Here is a 16,262-nt window from a genome sequence, read left to right on the forward strand (position 1 = left end):
ATGATACAAATTATTAGTTATGGCCTTATCGTCGGACTTCTCTTAGGCTTTGTCTTACAAAGAGGACGTTTTTGTGTTGTCGGAGCATACCGTGACCTGCTTCTCGCTAGGGATGGACGCATGTTTCTCGCAACCATGATCGTTATTGCCATTCAGGCAATTGGTGTATATGCACTTGCAGCTAACGGAATCATCACCATCCAAGCGGATGCATTTCCGTGGTTAGGAACGATTGTTGGCGGATTTATCTTCGGAATTGGTATGGTTCTAGCCGGAGGATGTGCTACTGGTACTTGGTATCGGGCTGGTGAAGGGTTAATTGGGAGCTGGATTGCATTAGGCGGCTATGCACTTGGTGCCGCAATGACTAAGTTTGGGATATTAAGCGCTGTGGGCGGAAATGTACTATCCTATAGAACCAGCGATACGTATATCCATGAAACTTTCAACCTATCTCCATGGGTACTTGTCATTGCTTTTGCATTACTTATTGGATTTTTCGTATACCGTAACTTAAAACAGCCTAAGCTGCCATCCTTTAAAATGAAACAACAGAAAACAGGGATTGCCCATATTTTATTTGAGAAACGCTGGCATCCATTCATCACGGCGCTGCTCGTTGGCCTCATCGCTATTCTTGCATGGCCTTTAAGTGAAGCAACAGGGCGAATGGCCGGTCTTGGGATCACAACTCCAACCGCACAGTTGTTAACATTCTTTGTTAATGGTGATACATCCCTATTAAACTGGGGAGTTTTCCTTGTACTTGGTATTGGCCTTGGATCCTATATTGCCGCTCGCGGCAGCAATGAATTCAAATGGCGCCTTCCGGATAAAAGAACACTTGCATACAATGCTAGCGGTGGACTTATCATGGGCTTTGGTGCATCGCTTGCAGGCGGATGTACCATCGGAAATGGGCTTGTAAATACTGCTCTGTTTACTTGGCAAGGCTGGGTTGCTGTTGTCTTCTTCTTATTAGGAACATGGACGGCTACTTACTTTACAATTATCCGAAAACAAAAAAAACAAAAAGCAGGTACCGGTAATACAGCGGTGGCCTAATTTAATAGGAGGGTATACATTATGGCAAAAGTACTCGAGACAAACGGAATGGTTTGCCCCTTCCCACTAGAAGAGGCGAAAGTGGCAATGGTAGAAATGGCTGTTGGCGAAGAATTAATCATCAATTTTGATTGCACCCAAGGAACAGAAAGCATTCCGCGCTGGGCCGCAAAAGAAGGTCATGAGATTACTAATTTTGAACAAACAGGCAGTGCCGAATGGCAAATCGTCTTGAAAAAAGGCCAATAAATTAAACAAGGGGCAGTCGCATAAATATATTAGCGACTGCCCCCTTGTTAATTCCCCCACAAAGTCTCTCCTATTAGTAATGCCTTCAATTGTTCTTTCTGCAACTGTCTCCTGCTCCACTCATCCAACAATCGCTCTAATGCTTCTGGTCCTGTATCATCAGCCAATCGATAGGCACCGTAATGCATAGGGATAAAATAGTCCCCCTTCAATTCTAAAAATGCTTTGATAGCATCTTCAGGATTAATATGAGAGCTTGCCATAAACCATTCAGGCTCATATGCTCCAATTGGCATAAGTACATAATTGATTTGGAACTTCTCCGCTATATCTTTAAATCCTCTGAAATAACCTGTGTCTCCAACAAAATAGACCTTTTCAGATGTATTGACTTTTTCAATCACCCATCCTCCCCAGTGGGAAGTATTCATATCAAAAGCCCCTCGTCTTGTCCAATGCTGCGCAGGAACAAAATGAAAAGATACATCTCCATGTACGAATGTCTCCCACCAGTTTGCTTCATGAACTTTCCCATACCCTCTTTTTAAGAAAGCTTTTCCCAGACCAATGGGTACATAATAAACCGGGTCACCCTTCAATTTTTGGATGGTCGGGAAATCCAGATGATCATAATGTCCATGAGAAATTAAAACGGCATCGATTGATGGTAGGTCATCTATCTTCAAACCCGGTTCTGTCAGTCGGGTTTGAACACCCATCCGCCTCGCCCAAACTGGGTCAGTCAAAATATTTATCCCTGCCATTTGAATTAAAAAGGTTGAATGGCCAATCCAGGTTATAGAAGTTCGGGATTGATTTCTTTTTAGCTCCTCAATCTGCGGGTTATCAACACGGCTAATTTGAGTTTTTAAATCCTTTTGTTTTCTCCGCCGTTCTTTATTCCACCGATACATATCCAGAAATGTATGATCATTCCCTACGCGATCAAGATTTTCAAATTTTTTCATCATATAGATACAATCCCTCACTCTTCTTTATAAACCCAGTGAAATGTATTTAATCTCTAAATATTCATCTATTCCATAATGGCTTCCTTCTCTGCCCAGTCCACTCTCTTTAAATCCTCCAAAAGGTGCCTGCGCTGTTGAAGGCAACCCATCATTAACTCCAACAATCCCATATTCCAGATTTTCAGCTATCCAAACAGCCTCCCGAATATTATCCGAGAAAACATAAGCAGCCAATCCAAATGGTGTATGATTTGCACGTTCTACCGCTTCTTCAACTTGATCAAACACTGAAATTGGAGCAATTGGGCCAAAGGTTTCTTCTTTCATACACAGCATATCATCAGTCGCACCCGAGATAATTGCAGGAGTTATAAAATGTCCCGGCATGTTTTTCGGAACATATCCACCTGTAAGAATGGTTGCGCCCTTTTCTTTCGCATCATCGAGGTGTGACATAACCTTTTTTACAGCTTCCTCATTTATGAGCGGGCCAATATTATTTCCCTTTATCAATCCATTGCCTACCTTTAATTGTTTGACTTTTTCCGTGTATAGATTAGTAAATTCATCCATAATTGATTGTTGGACAAATATCCGGTTGGCGCATACACACGTCTGACCCGCATTACGGAATTTGGAATCGATTGCTCCCTGAACTGCTTTTTCAATATCAGCATGCTTTGTTACAATAAAAGGCGCAAGTCCTCCTAGTTCGAGAGAAATCTTCTTCACCGTATCTGCAGCATCTTTCATTAAAATCTTCCCTACTTCAGTCGAACCGGTGAATGTAATTTTGCGGACTCTTGAATCCTTCTGCCAAACAGACACGATACGCTTTGCATCACCTGTAACAATATTAATGACTCCGGCAGGGATATCAGCTTTTTCAGCCAACTCAATCAATTTCAAGGCTGTGAATGGTGTTTCTTCAGATGGCTTCAGAACAACCGTACATCCTGCTGCCAATGCCGGTGCCACTTTTCTCGTAATCATGGCAGCCGGAAAATTCCAAGGTGTAATCGCTGCTATCACCCCGACAGGCTGTTTTTGAACGAATATCCGTTTATTAGGTGAAGATGCCGGGATTGTCTCGCCGTATACACGTCTACCCTCTTCAGCAAACCAGGTAATAAAACTGTTGGCGTAGCGTAATTCCCCTTTCGCCTCTTCAAATGGTTTACCCTGCTCAAGCGTCATAATTTCTGCTAATTCATCTATATGTACATCTATTAATCTGGACCATTCCCGGAGTTTTGTACTCCGCTCCTCTGCAGTAAATTTTGACCATGCCACTCCACTCTTATAAGCTGCCTCAACCGCATCCTTTGCATCAGATTCAGATCCATTCGGAACGCTTCCTATCACCTCGCATGTAGCTGGATTATATACATTTATTGTATTTTCACTGTCTCTCCATTCTCCATTAATATACATTTGTTGTGGAAAGCATATACTCTTCATCCCTATATTCCCCTCCCTAAAGTAAAAAAGATACTATTTACTAGTTTCCCATTCTTTTTCATCTAAAAACAATCATTTGTTTCGCCCTTGCGAATTGAATATGAAAATAGAACAAAATCAATAGTAATATCCATATTAATCCATTAAAATGAAAATAAGACAGTTTTTATAATTTTTGGAGGTTGAGAGATTGAAGAATCCCCAACGAAAGAAAAAGAAAAAAAAGCAATCCGTTAATACGCGAACAAATATATTACTTTTTGTTGTCTTTTTACTATTCACAGCCTTAATTTTACGATTAGGATTTTTACAGATTGCTCATGGTGAATCCTTCAAGAAAGAAGTCGAAAGGACAGAGGATATCACCATTAACAAACCTGTACCACGCGGCCTGATTTATGATAAAAATCATAAATTAATAGTTGATAATCAACCTGTCAATGCAATCACCTATACGCGCAGTAAAACAGCAAAAACAAAGGAAATGGTAGAGACAGCCGAGAAACTATCTGAATTAATCGATATTAGTAAAGATGACCTGGAAGATATAAAAGAACGGGACCTCAAGGACTTTTGGATTATTATGAATCCGAAGGTAGCAGGGAAAAAAGTAACAAAAAAAGAGCTTTCTGATAAGAAGGATAAAGAATTATATAAACTTCAGCTCGAGCGTATCACTGAAGAAGAGTTATCTTCATTCACAAAGGCAGAGTTAAAAACTCTCGCTATTTTCCGTAAGTTTAACAGCGGAACATACTTGACTCCACAAATTGTTAAGAATAAGGATGTCACCGATGAAGAAATGGCTCGGGTCACTGAAAATCTGGATGAATTGCCTGGAGTCGATACCTCAGTCGATTGGAATCGTGCATATCCGCTTGACAGTACTTTAAGATCTATCCTTGGCAGAACAACCTCATCTGATGAAGGTCTCCCAAAGGAAAAGGTCGAATATTATTCTTCCCGTGGATACAGTCTTAACGAGCGTGTCGGTGTTTCAAACCTTGAACTTCAATATGAAGATATTTTACATGGCCAAAAAGCTAAGTCAAAAAACAAACTCGATAAAAGCGGAAATATTTTATCCATAGAAGAACTTAGTGATGGTCAACGTGGAAAGGACCTAGTTCTGACAATTGACATAGATTTCCAAAAGAAAGTGGAAACCATTATTGAAGAAGAGTTAAGAGCTAAAAAAGCAGCGTATTATGCACCTTATCTTGATCGAGCATTTGTTGTAGCCATGAATCCTAATACTGGCGAAATATTAGCGTTAGCAGGCAAACAATATGTTTGGGATGACGAAAAAAATAAATATGAAATGAAGGACTTTGCCCAAGGGACTTATACAACTGCATATGCAATGGGGTCGGCAGTCAAAGCAGCCACCGTATTAACCGGTTATCAGGAAGGGGTTCTTAATCCCGGAACCACTCTATATGATGCTCCAATGATCATAAAAGAAACACCTATAAAAAAATCCTATACAAATATGGGGTACGTTTCTGACTTAACTGCCTTACAGCGATCATCCAATGTGTATATGTTTAAAACAGCTATTGCAATTGGTGAAGGCAATTATGTTCCGAACGGACCATTATCTGTAAAACCTGAAGCATTTGATATGATGCGAAATCATTTCTATGAGTTTGGATTGGGTAAACGAACAGGTATCGATCTGCCCGGAGAACAAATTGGCTACAAGGGGACAGAATTGGGTGCCGGTAAACTGATGGACTTGGCGATCGGGCAATATGACACATATACTCCGTTGCAGCTTGCGCAATATATCTCTACCATCGCCAATGGTGGATATCGTATTCAGCCTCGTGTTGTTAAGGAGCTTCGTGAACCAGTACTTGAAAAAGGAAAACTTGGACCAATCTTCCAAGAAATTGAACCTAAATTCCAAAACCAATTGAGTATGAATGAAGATTGGATTAATCGTGTTAAAGAAGGGTTACGGCTTGTTACCCAAACGTCAACAGGAACCGGATACAAAGAAATGGGTAGAGAACCATATAGACCAGCTGGCAAGACAGGTACAGCAGAAGCCTTCTATGATGGACCAAAATGGACACCAGGAACCGAACAACCGGAAACATGGAATATCACATTTGCTGCGTACGCACCACATGATAATCCGGAAATCGCTATAAGTGTTGTAGTACCGTGGGCGTATCAATCAAATGGACATCGTATGAATATGGATATTGGGAAAAAGGTATTTAGAGCCTACTTTGGAACGGAAAAAGAGAAGGAAGCAAATTAAAGAGACAAACCATACAAAAGGAAATAATACAATACATTCTGTTTGAGCCATCGCCCATCTTTTAGACGAATAAGCTCCTTCTTTATATAGACACATATACTATAAGGAACCAGTTCAGAAGGAGTGAATGGAATGCCAAATGAATATGATCAGCAAAATGTAAATTTCCCACATGAAATGAGACAACAAGGCTATTATGGCAGCGGTTATGGACATGGACAACACGGTGGTGGTGGCTATGGGCAACACGGTCATTATGGTGGTGGTATGGGCCATCATCAACATCATCAAGGATATCACGGCGGTATGGGATACCCTCATTATTCAGGCGGAGGATATGGACACCATATGCCTTACCATCCAGGCCATCACCATCATCAACATCACGGATATGGCGGAGGCCACGGATTCCCACATCACGGCTGGCAAGGACAGCAGTGGGGCCAAGGATGGGGTCAAGGACAATCAGGTTATGGAGGCTTTTCATCTCAAGGTCGCGATCCGTATTCCTATGAGGAATTTGACACAGATCCATCACAATATTCAAACCCCTATTACCAATATTAATAGAGTAAAACACACAGGTTTATACAATCTGTGTGTTTTTTTCGTAAAATTTATCCAGATTAACTTTACGCTTTCAAGGGTAAAAACCTTCAATAAGCTTATTAAGCACTTAGAAAGGAATTTTTCTCATGAAAGAGCTCTCGATAACTGAAAAACAGGTTTCCAGTGCCAACTTCCAATTTGTGTTCCCGTTTTCGCTTATACGCGGAAAGGAAGATGATTTGGTTGAGAAATTGAAAAAAAATCAGTTTAAATGGTTTAGACTGGATAACCTTGAAAAAGAAGACGATTTCTATGGCAGGTTTGAAATAGATCACGAAAATATGGAGAATTTTTTTCTTCCTTTTACAAATCGAATTTTATTCCCTAAAAAGGAGGATGGGAAAGGATTTCAACGGTATTCCAAAATGTATCTGGTTTCTGGTACATTACAAACAAAGTATTGCAGCACCAAATTTGTAGTTGAATCCATTGATATAACCGTGTGTCCATATCAGTTAGGTTTTTTAACCATACGTATTCACTTGGAAGACCAGGATCAATCATTGAATCTTACTGAAGCTATTCATTTTGCTTCAGAATTTAGAATCATGGAACAAAATCAGCCGACTTCCAAAATAATCTATGAAGATCAGGAGTTCGAACATGTTGAGCGCTTTTTGCTAGATTGTCTCATGCCTGAAATTAAAAAATATATGGATGATAGCACTGAAGATAATGCTTACTTTGAATCCTTCCCATTTTTTGAAAATAATCATTTATACGTCCAGTCCTTGATTGGATTAGTACCTGATGAAAAAATTGAGGATTACGATGTTTACCGATTAGGTAATCTGGATGGGTATTCCCAAAATAAAAAGCCATATATCAGTTGCAATAATCAACAATTTATTGATCAATATAAGGAGTCGATCGTTTATACCCGTTGGGCACCGTTTACTTATTACATACCCGATGAACAGGGAATTGCTTGTATAACCAATCGTACAAATGAAGCATTTAATAATATTGCCAGTACTTTTTATGGCGAATACTATTACGGATTAATGCTCACTTTATTTCATAAAATCACCTTGCTTAAGGTGGCAAACGAATACTCACGTGTGAGAATTTCACAGGATACAAAACAAGTGGAAAAATTAATTCATGCGATCAATGCCTTCTCATCCAATTATTATTTTTTTGAACTGGCAACCAACTCGAAGGGCCGTGATATTTTTATCCGGCTAAGAGAAAGGTTTAAGGTAGACGATCTATTCGAGGATACACGTGCAACGCTGCAAAGTTTAAATCAATATCAAGAAAATTTCACATCTAAACAAGGTAATATGCTTTTACAAATTTTAACTCTCTATTCTGTCATAACTGGAATATTCGGAATGAATTTAGTTTCTGAACAGCTTAAAGGGAATATAAATTGGTCCAGTTTATTATCAAGTTATAATCGGCTCGAATACTTAGCATTATTTGTAACATTAACCGGTGTATTTATCTCCATTATCTTAGGACTTAGATTTATTTTTTTATGGATAATAGATAAAAGGGACCGTAAAAAATGGAGAAAGGAAATTGAGTATCCAAATACAAAGTAAATTTTATAACAGATAAACCTCCGTTTAAATCAATGTAAACGGAGGTTTTTATATTCCTCCCCCTCTAAACTAAATCAAAAAGATTTAACTCCAGAATTATCCATGAATCAAAGACCTAATTTGCTTACTATTACTTTTGGCTATCTTATTTTCAATCAAGTTTTGCAGCAATTCATAATCCAGCACACCTGCAATCATTTGAATAATATTCCTTAGTTAACTAATACTAACGTTTATCAATTAAGGTTTAGGTGATGGATATGAAATTCTTTAAAAAGAGAACGACAAACCAGACTAACGAACAAGTACAATCGAACGAGGCATCTACTCCAGATATACGGAGCTTACAAACAACCTGTCATGTAGAAGATAATATTGAAAAACTGAAAACAGCCTTTTCTAGTACACAAGATTTCGATACACGTTATTTCTCAAATGGTGATCAAAAATATGGAATGGCATTCATCAAAACAATCGTTAAAAAGGATATTATTGATCACTTTCTGATAGAACCATTAGTGATTAACTCTTCACTCAGCCCTGCTAACTTACCTGTGGCACATGTTTCTGCTTATACCTGTTTTGAAGATATTATTAATAATATGCTCGACGGTAATATTGCTCTGTTTAAAGAAGGTGATACAGCCTGTTATTTAGTAGAAGCAGCAGATTTTAAGACTCGTTCTATTGAGGAACCTGCATCGGAACAAAGTATACGTGGTTCTCATGAAGGGTTTGTAGAGAAAATTGAAGATAATTTAAATCTGATAAGAAAAAGGGTCAAAACGGAGAACTTGGTGGTTAAAACAAAAACACTTGGTTCATATCCAAAGGCTACTGCCGCTCTTTTTTATATAAATGGGAAAGCAGACCCGGAGGTTATAGAAAAAATAGAAAAAAAATTAGACTCTATTCATCTTGATACAGCTATCAATACAGAAGTTATTCAAAATTATATAGAAGACTCAGTTTATTCACCATTTCCGCAAATTTTGAATACAGAAAAACCTAATCGGGTTGCACATCACTTATCAATGGGTGCCGTTGGCTTAATGACTGAAGGAAGCTCTACTGTCTTCCTGATGCCAATTACATTCTTTACTTTTTTTCATGCAGCGGATGATATTGAAAGCCGTTTTTATATAAGCTCATTTGAACGGATTTTACGCCTGTTTGCCTTATTTCTGGCCATTACCTTACCATCATTTTATATCGCTCTTGTATCATTTGATTTCGAGATTATCCCGTTAAATCTTGTAGCAAATGTTAAAGGATCTTTGGAGAACATTCCCTACTCCCCCTTAATCGAAGCTCTTATTATGGTGGTCATATTGGAACTTCTTAAGGAATCCGCCATCCGTTTACCCAGTTCCGTTTCACCAACGATTGGTGTGGTAGGTGCTTTGGTCATAGGTACTGCAATTGTTCAGGCTAACCTGGTTTCTAATACGATGTTAATCGTGATTGCGATTACAGCCATTTCGGCATTTACTATTCCAAATCAGGAAGTCGCACAAATGATTCGTATTCTAAACTTCCCGCTCATCATTATAACTTATATTTTTGGCTTAGTTGGAATAGCGATTGGATTCACTTTAATTATCTATCATTTATGTGAATTGGAATCTATGGGAAAACCTTATTTAGCACCGGTCGCGCCGTTTAATTTTAAAAGCTTGTCGAAAATGCTATTCAAAATACCATTTAAGAAGGAGAGTTAAATGGACTATGATAGCTTCTAATAAAAAGTTATTGTCAGCTCACCAATTATACTTTTTAACCGTCCAATCCGTTAGCTCTGTCATGATTTTTGCCATTCCTTATCTTGTTAATGAGCATAGTAAACATAATGCCTGGATATCTGCCATCATCACTTTAATCTTCTTTCAACTAATTGGATGGGTCATCTTTTCATTGCATAAACGATTACCGGATAAGAATCTATTCCAAATGACAGAGATTCTAACAAGCAAATGGATCGGAAAAATAATGAATTGGCTGTATATCATCTATTTCATTGGCCTTGCTACCTATACGGCTTTATATTTTACGTATTTATCAAAGGAATGGACACTGCCTGTCACACCGCTATTTGTTGTTTACCTAATCTTTATTTTAATGGGACTCTATATAGCCAAAGGGACGATAACTACACTCGCGCGGTTCAGCGGCATAACATTCCTGGCGTTAACAGGCTTTCTCCTGTTCTCTATTTCTTTTGCCATTCCTAAAATGCATCTTTTATTTCTACTGCCAGTTGGGGATGTTCCGGTTACTAAAATTTTGAATGGTTCATATCATATGGGGATTGGTTATGCAGGCCTAAGTTCATTACTTGTATTATTACCACTTCTTCATGACAAATTAAAAACAAAAAAAAGAGTAATTACTTTTTCAATCCTGACTATTTCATTGATTTATCTTGTTTTATTAGTAATCTGTCTTGCCCATTTTGGTACATATTCATTAGGTCTAGTTCCAATTCCAGTTCTCTATTTACTAAAAATATTGACGATACTTAGCATTTTTGAACGGATGGATTTGATTATTATGTGCGCCTGGATTTCTCCAATGCTCGTTTCCTATGTCCTATATATTTTTATAGCAGGAATAGGAATATCAGAAAATACTCGATTCAAGAACAAAAAAATCATTGTATTGGTTATTACTTTGATAATCTCACTTTTATGTGCTCTTTTTCCGGAAGCGCAGGATAACATGATTCGTCTTAATAATTATTTGCTACCCTTTACTTATGTGTTCATGATAGGGTTTCCCATTCTTCTACTGGCTATTGCTATGATTCGAAAAATAAACCAGAGTCATCAAAATCAGGCAGGTGATTGATCCATGAAACTATTAAAGATAGGTTTAATATTATCAATATTGATTGCTACCACAGGATGCTGGGACCAAAATTTTTTATCTAAAACTTCCCTGGCATTCAGTTTAGGTTTTGACAAAGCTAAAGGCCCGGAACCACTGGAATTAATTACAATTATTCGTGCATTAAAGCCTGCAGGTGGGGGACAAATAGAACCCTATAATACCAGTTATAAAGTAAAGGGAGCATCTCCATTAATTTTAAGGGAAAAAATGAATCAAATTACGCCCGGCGAATTCTCAATAAATAAATTAAGTAATGTTTTAATAGGCGAGGAATTGGCGAAAACAGATATCTATCCCCTGCTGGATGTGTTATATCGTGATGCAAAAAGTAATGTAAACGCAAAAGTCTTGATTACAAAAGGAAAATCACGAGACATTTTAAAAGACGAGTATATTAAGGGCACTTTAATTAGTAGAGCCATACAAGAGTTACTCGACAGTGCAGAAGACCATTCCATGATTCCTGAGCAATCATTAGCTACGATTATGCCTGCCATGTTTGATCCAGGTCAGGATTTTGTCCTTCCCTATGTAGAAAAACTTAAGGGTGGCCTGGTAAAAGTAAAGGGAGTAGCTTTATTCGATAACTTAAGTTATACCGGTAAAAATTTAATTGGGGAGGACTCTTCTTTATACTTATTAATGGTTGGCAAAGAAGGAACCTATACTCAATTTACAATAAATAATCCGGAGAAAAAAAATGAAATTGATGAAAAGGTTAGCTTTTTTATTCGAAAAAACACCCATAAAATAAAATTAAAAATCAAGGACTCTAAACCGGTCTATACAGTTTCATTAAACTTAAGGGTTTCTGTATCTGAATATACAAAGGGTTTGCTTAAAGAGGACGAAATTAAAACCCTTGAGAAGCATATTTCTAAGGACTTAACGAAACAAGCTAGAAAAGTAACTGATACGTTAGTGAAAAGCAATTGCGATGCACTCGCGCTTGGCCGTAAGCTGATGGTTAAGGATCCAAAATTGTTTGATGAGTATAAGAAGAATGGAAAGTTAGATTTAAAAAAAGTTGAGATTAACCCAACTGTTAAAATAAAAGTTGTGGACAATGGAATTTTAGATTGAATAGATTTTTGATAAGAGCGAGGACGACGTATGAATACTGCTCAGTATATTTTCAATAAACTTCATTTAGTTGCTCGTCTGATTATTATTATCGTTGGCATTATTCTAGTCTATGGAATCCTTATGCATCTGATTGAGCCTTCAACATTTACCAACATTGGTGAAGGAATATGGTTTACCATTGAATCAATTACAACTGTGGGGTATGGCGAAATTGTGCCCAAAACTCTTTTAGGGAGGTTAACTGCCAGTACATTAATCTTAATTGGTGCAGCATTTGTTTCTTACTACTACGCATCTATGTCATCCTATGTGATTAAACGGCAGACAGCCCTGCAGCTTGGTTCTGCCATCTATACAAAACGTAAGCATCTTATTATAGTTGGTTGGAATGAATGTACTAAAATGCTAATCGATACATGGCATAAGGAGAATCCACGAAGAAATATAGTCATCATAGACGAGACATTAGAATCTCATCCAATGCCAGACACTCATATCTTTTTTTTGAAAAATGACAGTACAAATGAACAGACATGGATTCATGCAAATGTAACCGAGAGTGAATTCATCATTTTAACAGCAGATCGCTCGAAAACTGAACGTGCTTCTGATTTGCATGTCATCGCTTCCTTACTGTGTATTAAAGGCCTTTATCCAGAAGCCACTTGTATTTGTGAAATAATGGCTCCCTTTCAAATGAAAAATGCCAAACGAGCTGGTGCAGATCGTATTATTGCAACTAATACGATTATTAGCCAAACCATTATAGAAACAGTCGAACAAGAGCCGTCTTCAAGATAATTTTATTCATATCCCAACACAGCAATTTCCGCTTCATTTACTAATACTCTGCCTAGATCTAAATATCTTTCCAAACCTGAATCACCACCGTACACATTATCTGATGGATTTGAGTAATGATCAAATTCACATTCATCTGAATATGGGTGGTGATTCATATAAAATTGGGCACCGGTTTTAGCTTCATAAGATAATAAGTAAGGAGTCCCAAAGCGGATTACTCCGTTTTTATCTTCTATAGACCCCTTAATGGTGGTAAAGGGAATCCTAATATAATTTGATTTACTACCGCCATCCATTAGATAATCAAAATAACCATGCTTATAATCCCAGTTCCCGCCAACGATAAACCCATGGCTTCCAAGCTGATGATGGGCATACACATAATTTGTTATAGTATTTGTTAGACGTGATGGTATTTCAATCATGTTATCCCTTCCTTCCTTTAGATCCTTTATTAATATCCACTGATAGAAGGAAAGGTATGTCTGGTATTGGCAGCCTTCAACACCTAATATTCTCAACTATGGTACATATAAAAAATACCCGGTTCATTTACCGGGTATTTTTTGCACGAACATAATATTAAGAATTTAATCGTTTTTCAAGCTCAGCTTTCTTTTCTTCAAAGCCAGCTTTGCCAAGTAAAGCGAACATATTAACTTTATATGCTTCGACACCTGGCTGATCAAATGGATTTACCCCCATTAAATAGCAGCTCATTGCGCATGCTTTTTCGAAGAAGTAGACCATATAACCAAATGTATATTCATCAAGTGCCGGAATGCTCACAACCAAGTTCGGAACTCCGCCATCTGTATGAGCTAATAATGTACCCTCAAATGCCTTATTATTCACGAAATCTACTGTTTGTCCAGCTAAATAATTGAGGTTATCCAAATCATTTGCTGCCTCTTCAAGAACTAATTCATGGCGTGGCTTTTCTACTTTTATAACTGTTTCAAACAGATCTCTGCGACCTTCCTGCACGTATTGTCCTAATGAGTGAAGATCAGTTGAGAAGTTCGCAGAAGATGGATAAACTCCTTTTTGATCTTTTCCTTCACTTTCACCAAAGAGCTGTTTCCACCACTCGGAGAAATACTGTAAGGATGGCTCATAGTTAATCAACATCTCAATGGTTTTCCCTTTACGATAAAGAAGATTACGAACAACTGCATATTGATACGCCTCATTGTTCTCTAATTCAGATTCAGAATAATCTTGCTCAGCTGCAGCTGCACCTTTCATGATAACATCGATATCCGCTCCGCTTGCAGCAATCGGCAGTAATCCAACAGCTGTAAGAACAGAATAACGTCCGCCTACATCATCAGGAATGACAAATGTTTCAAACCCTTCTTCATCAGCAACTGTTTTTAAAGCGCCTCTAGCTTTATCTGTAGTTGCATAAATGCGGCCCTTTGCTGCTTCTGCGCCATATTTTTCTTCCAATAGCTTACGGAAAATACGGAAGGCAATCGCTGGTTCAGTAGTTGTACCGGATTTAGATATAACATTAATCGAGAAATCTTTTCCTTCAAGAAGATCCATTAAATCGCGCATATATGTAGAACTGATATTGTTACCTGCAAAAATGATTTGCGGAGCTTTACGCTTTTCACTAGGCAGAATATTAAAGAAGCTGTGTTGAAGCATTTCAATTGCCGCTCTAGCTCCAAGATAAGATCCGCCAATCCCAATAACTAATAAGATATCAGAATCGTTTTTAATCTTTTCTGCTGCTTTCTTTATACGTGCAAACTCTTCTTTATCATAATTAGAAGGCAAAGATAACCATCCAAGATAATCATTACCAGCTCCTGTTTTTTCATGGATTGTATGATGCAGTTGCTTTACAGTATCCTTCATATAAGACACTTCATGCTCTTGGAAAAATTCTAGTGCTTTTGAATAATCAAATTTAATATGAGTCATTTTTTGTCCTCCATTCAGTTTCCTCATTTTCACTTTACAGAATCCGAAAATGATAATCAAGTTGCGACTAATAGCTTCAAAAATTTCAAGCGTTTACATTTCGTAACATTGAGAAAAAGGTCTTACAGGAAGACCTTTTTTTCAAACTATAAAGATGCTTTGAGAATAGATAGTACATCCTCTTTATTAAGCTTTTTAAAGTTTCCGAACTCTCCATTCACCATTGCTTTGTCTGCTATTAACTCTATTTTGGAATCGTCTATATCATAATCAGCCAATCGGGATGGAGCACCGATTCCTGTCCAGAAATCTCTTATATTACGGATACAATCATTAGCGATTTCCTCTTTTGATTTACCTGCTGGATCAACGTCAAATACCTCAGTTCCCAATCTAACTAACTTATCAAGATTTTCGTGCATACAGTGCTTCATCCAGTTTGGAAATAAGATTGCAAGCCCCCCTGCATGAGGAATATCATAGACAGCTGAAACAGCATGTTCGATATTATGCGTTGCCCAATCGCCACGGATACCCACACTCAATGTACCATTTAAAGCCACCGTTCCACAGTAAAGAATAGTTTCCCGATATTGATAATTTTCCATATCGTTCAATAATTTCGGAGCCGTTTCTTTAACTGTTTTTAACACTGATTCACACATTCTATCCTGTAAAGGTGTATTTTCTGTGTGGTTAAAATATGTTTCCAACACATGTGACATCATATCAACCATTCCGTAAATCGTCTGATCGCGAGGAACTGTGAACGTATTAACCGGATCAAGGATAGAAAACTGAGGGTAAGTATATGGTGAACCCCACCCGTGCTTCTCCTGTGTCTCCCAATTCGTAATCACACTGCCAGAGTTCATTTCAGAGCCTGTGGCTGCCAGTGTTAAAACTGTACCAAACGGCATAGCGCCCTTTACTTTGGCTTTCTTGGTGACTAAATCCCATGGATCTCCCTCATACACAACACCTGCCGCAATTGCCTTCGTACAATCAATAACACTACCTCCGCCAATAGCTAAAAGAAAATCAACCTCATTTTCTCGGCATATATCGACACCTTTGCGCACAGTAGAGATACGCGGATTTGGTTCTACTCCAGATAATTCATGATAGGTTAGTTCTCTGTGCTTCAGCTCATCAACAACACGATCATATAAGCCATTTTTCTTTATGCTTCCCCCACCATAAATTAATAAAATATTTTTTGAATCGGCTGGTATTAAATTTTTCAGTTCTTTAACTGTATCCTTACCAAATACTAAATTTGTCGGATTTTTATATGTAAAATTTTGCATAATTCTATTTCCTCCCTATTATTCCGTTTTCTTTATCTTTAATTCCTTTAATTTCATTAAT

At 37.8% G+C, this 16,262-nt stretch carries 14 protein-coding genes; 9 read left to right on the plus strand and 5 right to left on the minus strand.

Annotation, left to right across the window (positions count from 1 at the left end):
• Positions 1–1,065, plus strand: coding sequence for a YeeE/YedE family protein (locus tag AC4G3O_RS11175; protein ID WP_139892325.1), 1,065 nt, complete (start codon positions 1–3; stop codon positions 1,063–1,065).
• Between the two features lie 21 nt (positions 1,066–1,086).
• Positions 1,087–1,314 (plus strand): sulfurtransferase TusA family protein, encoded by a 228-nt coding sequence (locus tag AC4G3O_RS11180; protein ID WP_139892323.1) that lies wholly within the window; start codon positions 1,087–1,089, stop codon positions 1,312–1,314.
• A 47-nt stretch (positions 1,315–1,361) separates the two neighbouring features.
• Here AC4G3O_RS11180 and AC4G3O_RS11185 read toward each other — a convergent pair whose 3' ends face one another.
• Both AC4G3O_RS11185 and AC4G3O_RS11190 read right to left on the minus strand, forming a co-directional pair.
• Positions 1,362–2,285: an MBL fold metallo-hydrolase gene (locus tag AC4G3O_RS11185; protein WP_373925484.1), complete on the minus strand. Its 924-nt coding sequence runs from the start codon at positions 2,283–2,285 to the stop codon at positions 1,362–1,364.
• A gap of 24 nt (positions 2,286–2,309) precedes the next feature.
• Positions 2,310–3,746 carry an NAD-dependent succinate-semialdehyde dehydrogenase gene (locus AC4G3O_RS11190; RefSeq protein ID WP_140461703.1) on the minus strand — a complete coding sequence of 479 codons (1,437 nt, stop codon included), beginning with the start codon at positions 3,744–3,746 and terminating at the stop codon, positions 2,310–2,312.
• Between the two features lie 190 nt (positions 3,747–3,936).
• Between AC4G3O_RS11190 and AC4G3O_RS11195 the strand changes: the two genes are divergently transcribed.
• The 7 genes from AC4G3O_RS11195 (at position 3,937) to AC4G3O_RS11225 (ending at position 12,953) form a co-directional block, all read left to right on the plus strand.
• On the plus strand, positions 3,937–6,018 hold the full coding sequence (locus AC4G3O_RS11195) for a penicillin-binding transpeptidase domain-containing protein (protein WP_225983623.1): 2,082 nt from the start codon (positions 3,937–3,939) through the stop codon (positions 6,016–6,018).
• 132 nt (positions 6,019–6,150) lie between these two features.
• Positions 6,151–6,585, plus strand: coding sequence for a hypothetical protein (locus tag AC4G3O_RS11200; RefSeq protein WP_491136194.1), 435 nt, complete (start codon positions 6,151–6,153; stop codon positions 6,583–6,585).
• Positions 6,586–6,713: 128 nt separating this feature from the next.
• Positions 6,714–8,177: a hypothetical protein gene (locus AC4G3O_RS11205; RefSeq protein ID WP_491136195.1), complete on the plus strand. Its 1,464-nt coding sequence runs from the start codon at positions 6,714–6,716 to the stop codon at positions 8,175–8,177.
• 260 nt (positions 8,178–8,437) lie between these two features.
• On the plus strand, positions 8,438–9,898 hold the full coding sequence (locus AC4G3O_RS11210) for a spore germination protein (protein ID WP_181162020.1): 1,461 nt from the start codon (positions 8,438–8,440) through the stop codon (positions 9,896–9,898).
• 7 nt (positions 9,899–9,905) lie between these two features.
• The gene (locus AC4G3O_RS11215) at positions 9,906–11,024 is read left to right on the plus strand and encodes a GerAB/ArcD/ProY family transporter (RefSeq protein ID WP_139892311.1); all 1,119 of its coding nucleotides are present in this window, start codon (positions 9,906–9,908) and stop codon (positions 11,022–11,024) included.
• A 3-nt stretch (positions 11,025–11,027) separates the two neighbouring features.
• Positions 11,028–12,149: a Ger(x)C family spore germination protein gene (locus AC4G3O_RS11220; RefSeq protein ID WP_148630739.1), complete on the plus strand. Its 1,122-nt coding sequence runs from the start codon at positions 11,028–11,030 to the stop codon at positions 12,147–12,149.
• Between the two features lie 30 nt (positions 12,150–12,179).
• Positions 12,180–12,953 carry a potassium channel family protein gene (locus AC4G3O_RS11225; RefSeq protein WP_066106697.1) on the plus strand — a complete coding sequence of 258 codons (774 nt, stop codon included), beginning with the start codon at positions 12,180–12,182 and terminating at the stop codon, positions 12,951–12,953.
• A gap of 2 nt (positions 12,954–12,955) precedes the next feature.
• Here AC4G3O_RS11225 and AC4G3O_RS11230 read toward each other — a convergent pair whose 3' ends face one another.
• From AC4G3O_RS11230 to AC4G3O_RS11240, 3 genes are all read right to left on the minus strand, one after another.
• The gene (locus AC4G3O_RS11230) at positions 12,956–13,381 is read right to left on the minus strand and encodes a YugN family protein (RefSeq protein ID WP_148630737.1); all 426 of its coding nucleotides are present in this window, start codon (positions 13,379–13,381) and stop codon (positions 12,956–12,958) included.
• A gap of 157 nt (positions 13,382–13,538) precedes the next feature.
• Complete coding sequence (locus AC4G3O_RS11235) at positions 13,539–14,891, minus strand: glucose-6-phosphate isomerase (RefSeq protein ID WP_491136196.1); 1,353 nt, start codon at positions 14,889–14,891, stop codon at positions 13,539–13,541.
• Positions 14,892–15,037: 146 nt separating this feature from the next.
• A complete protein-coding gene (locus AC4G3O_RS11240) occupies positions 15,038–16,201 on the minus strand; it encodes an iron-containing alcohol dehydrogenase (protein WP_066106679.1) in 1,164 nt (387 codons plus the stop codon).
• Positions 16,202–16,262 lie beyond the last annotated feature (61 nt).

It is taken from the genome of Bacillus sp. z14 (2026) (assembly GCF_058313575.1).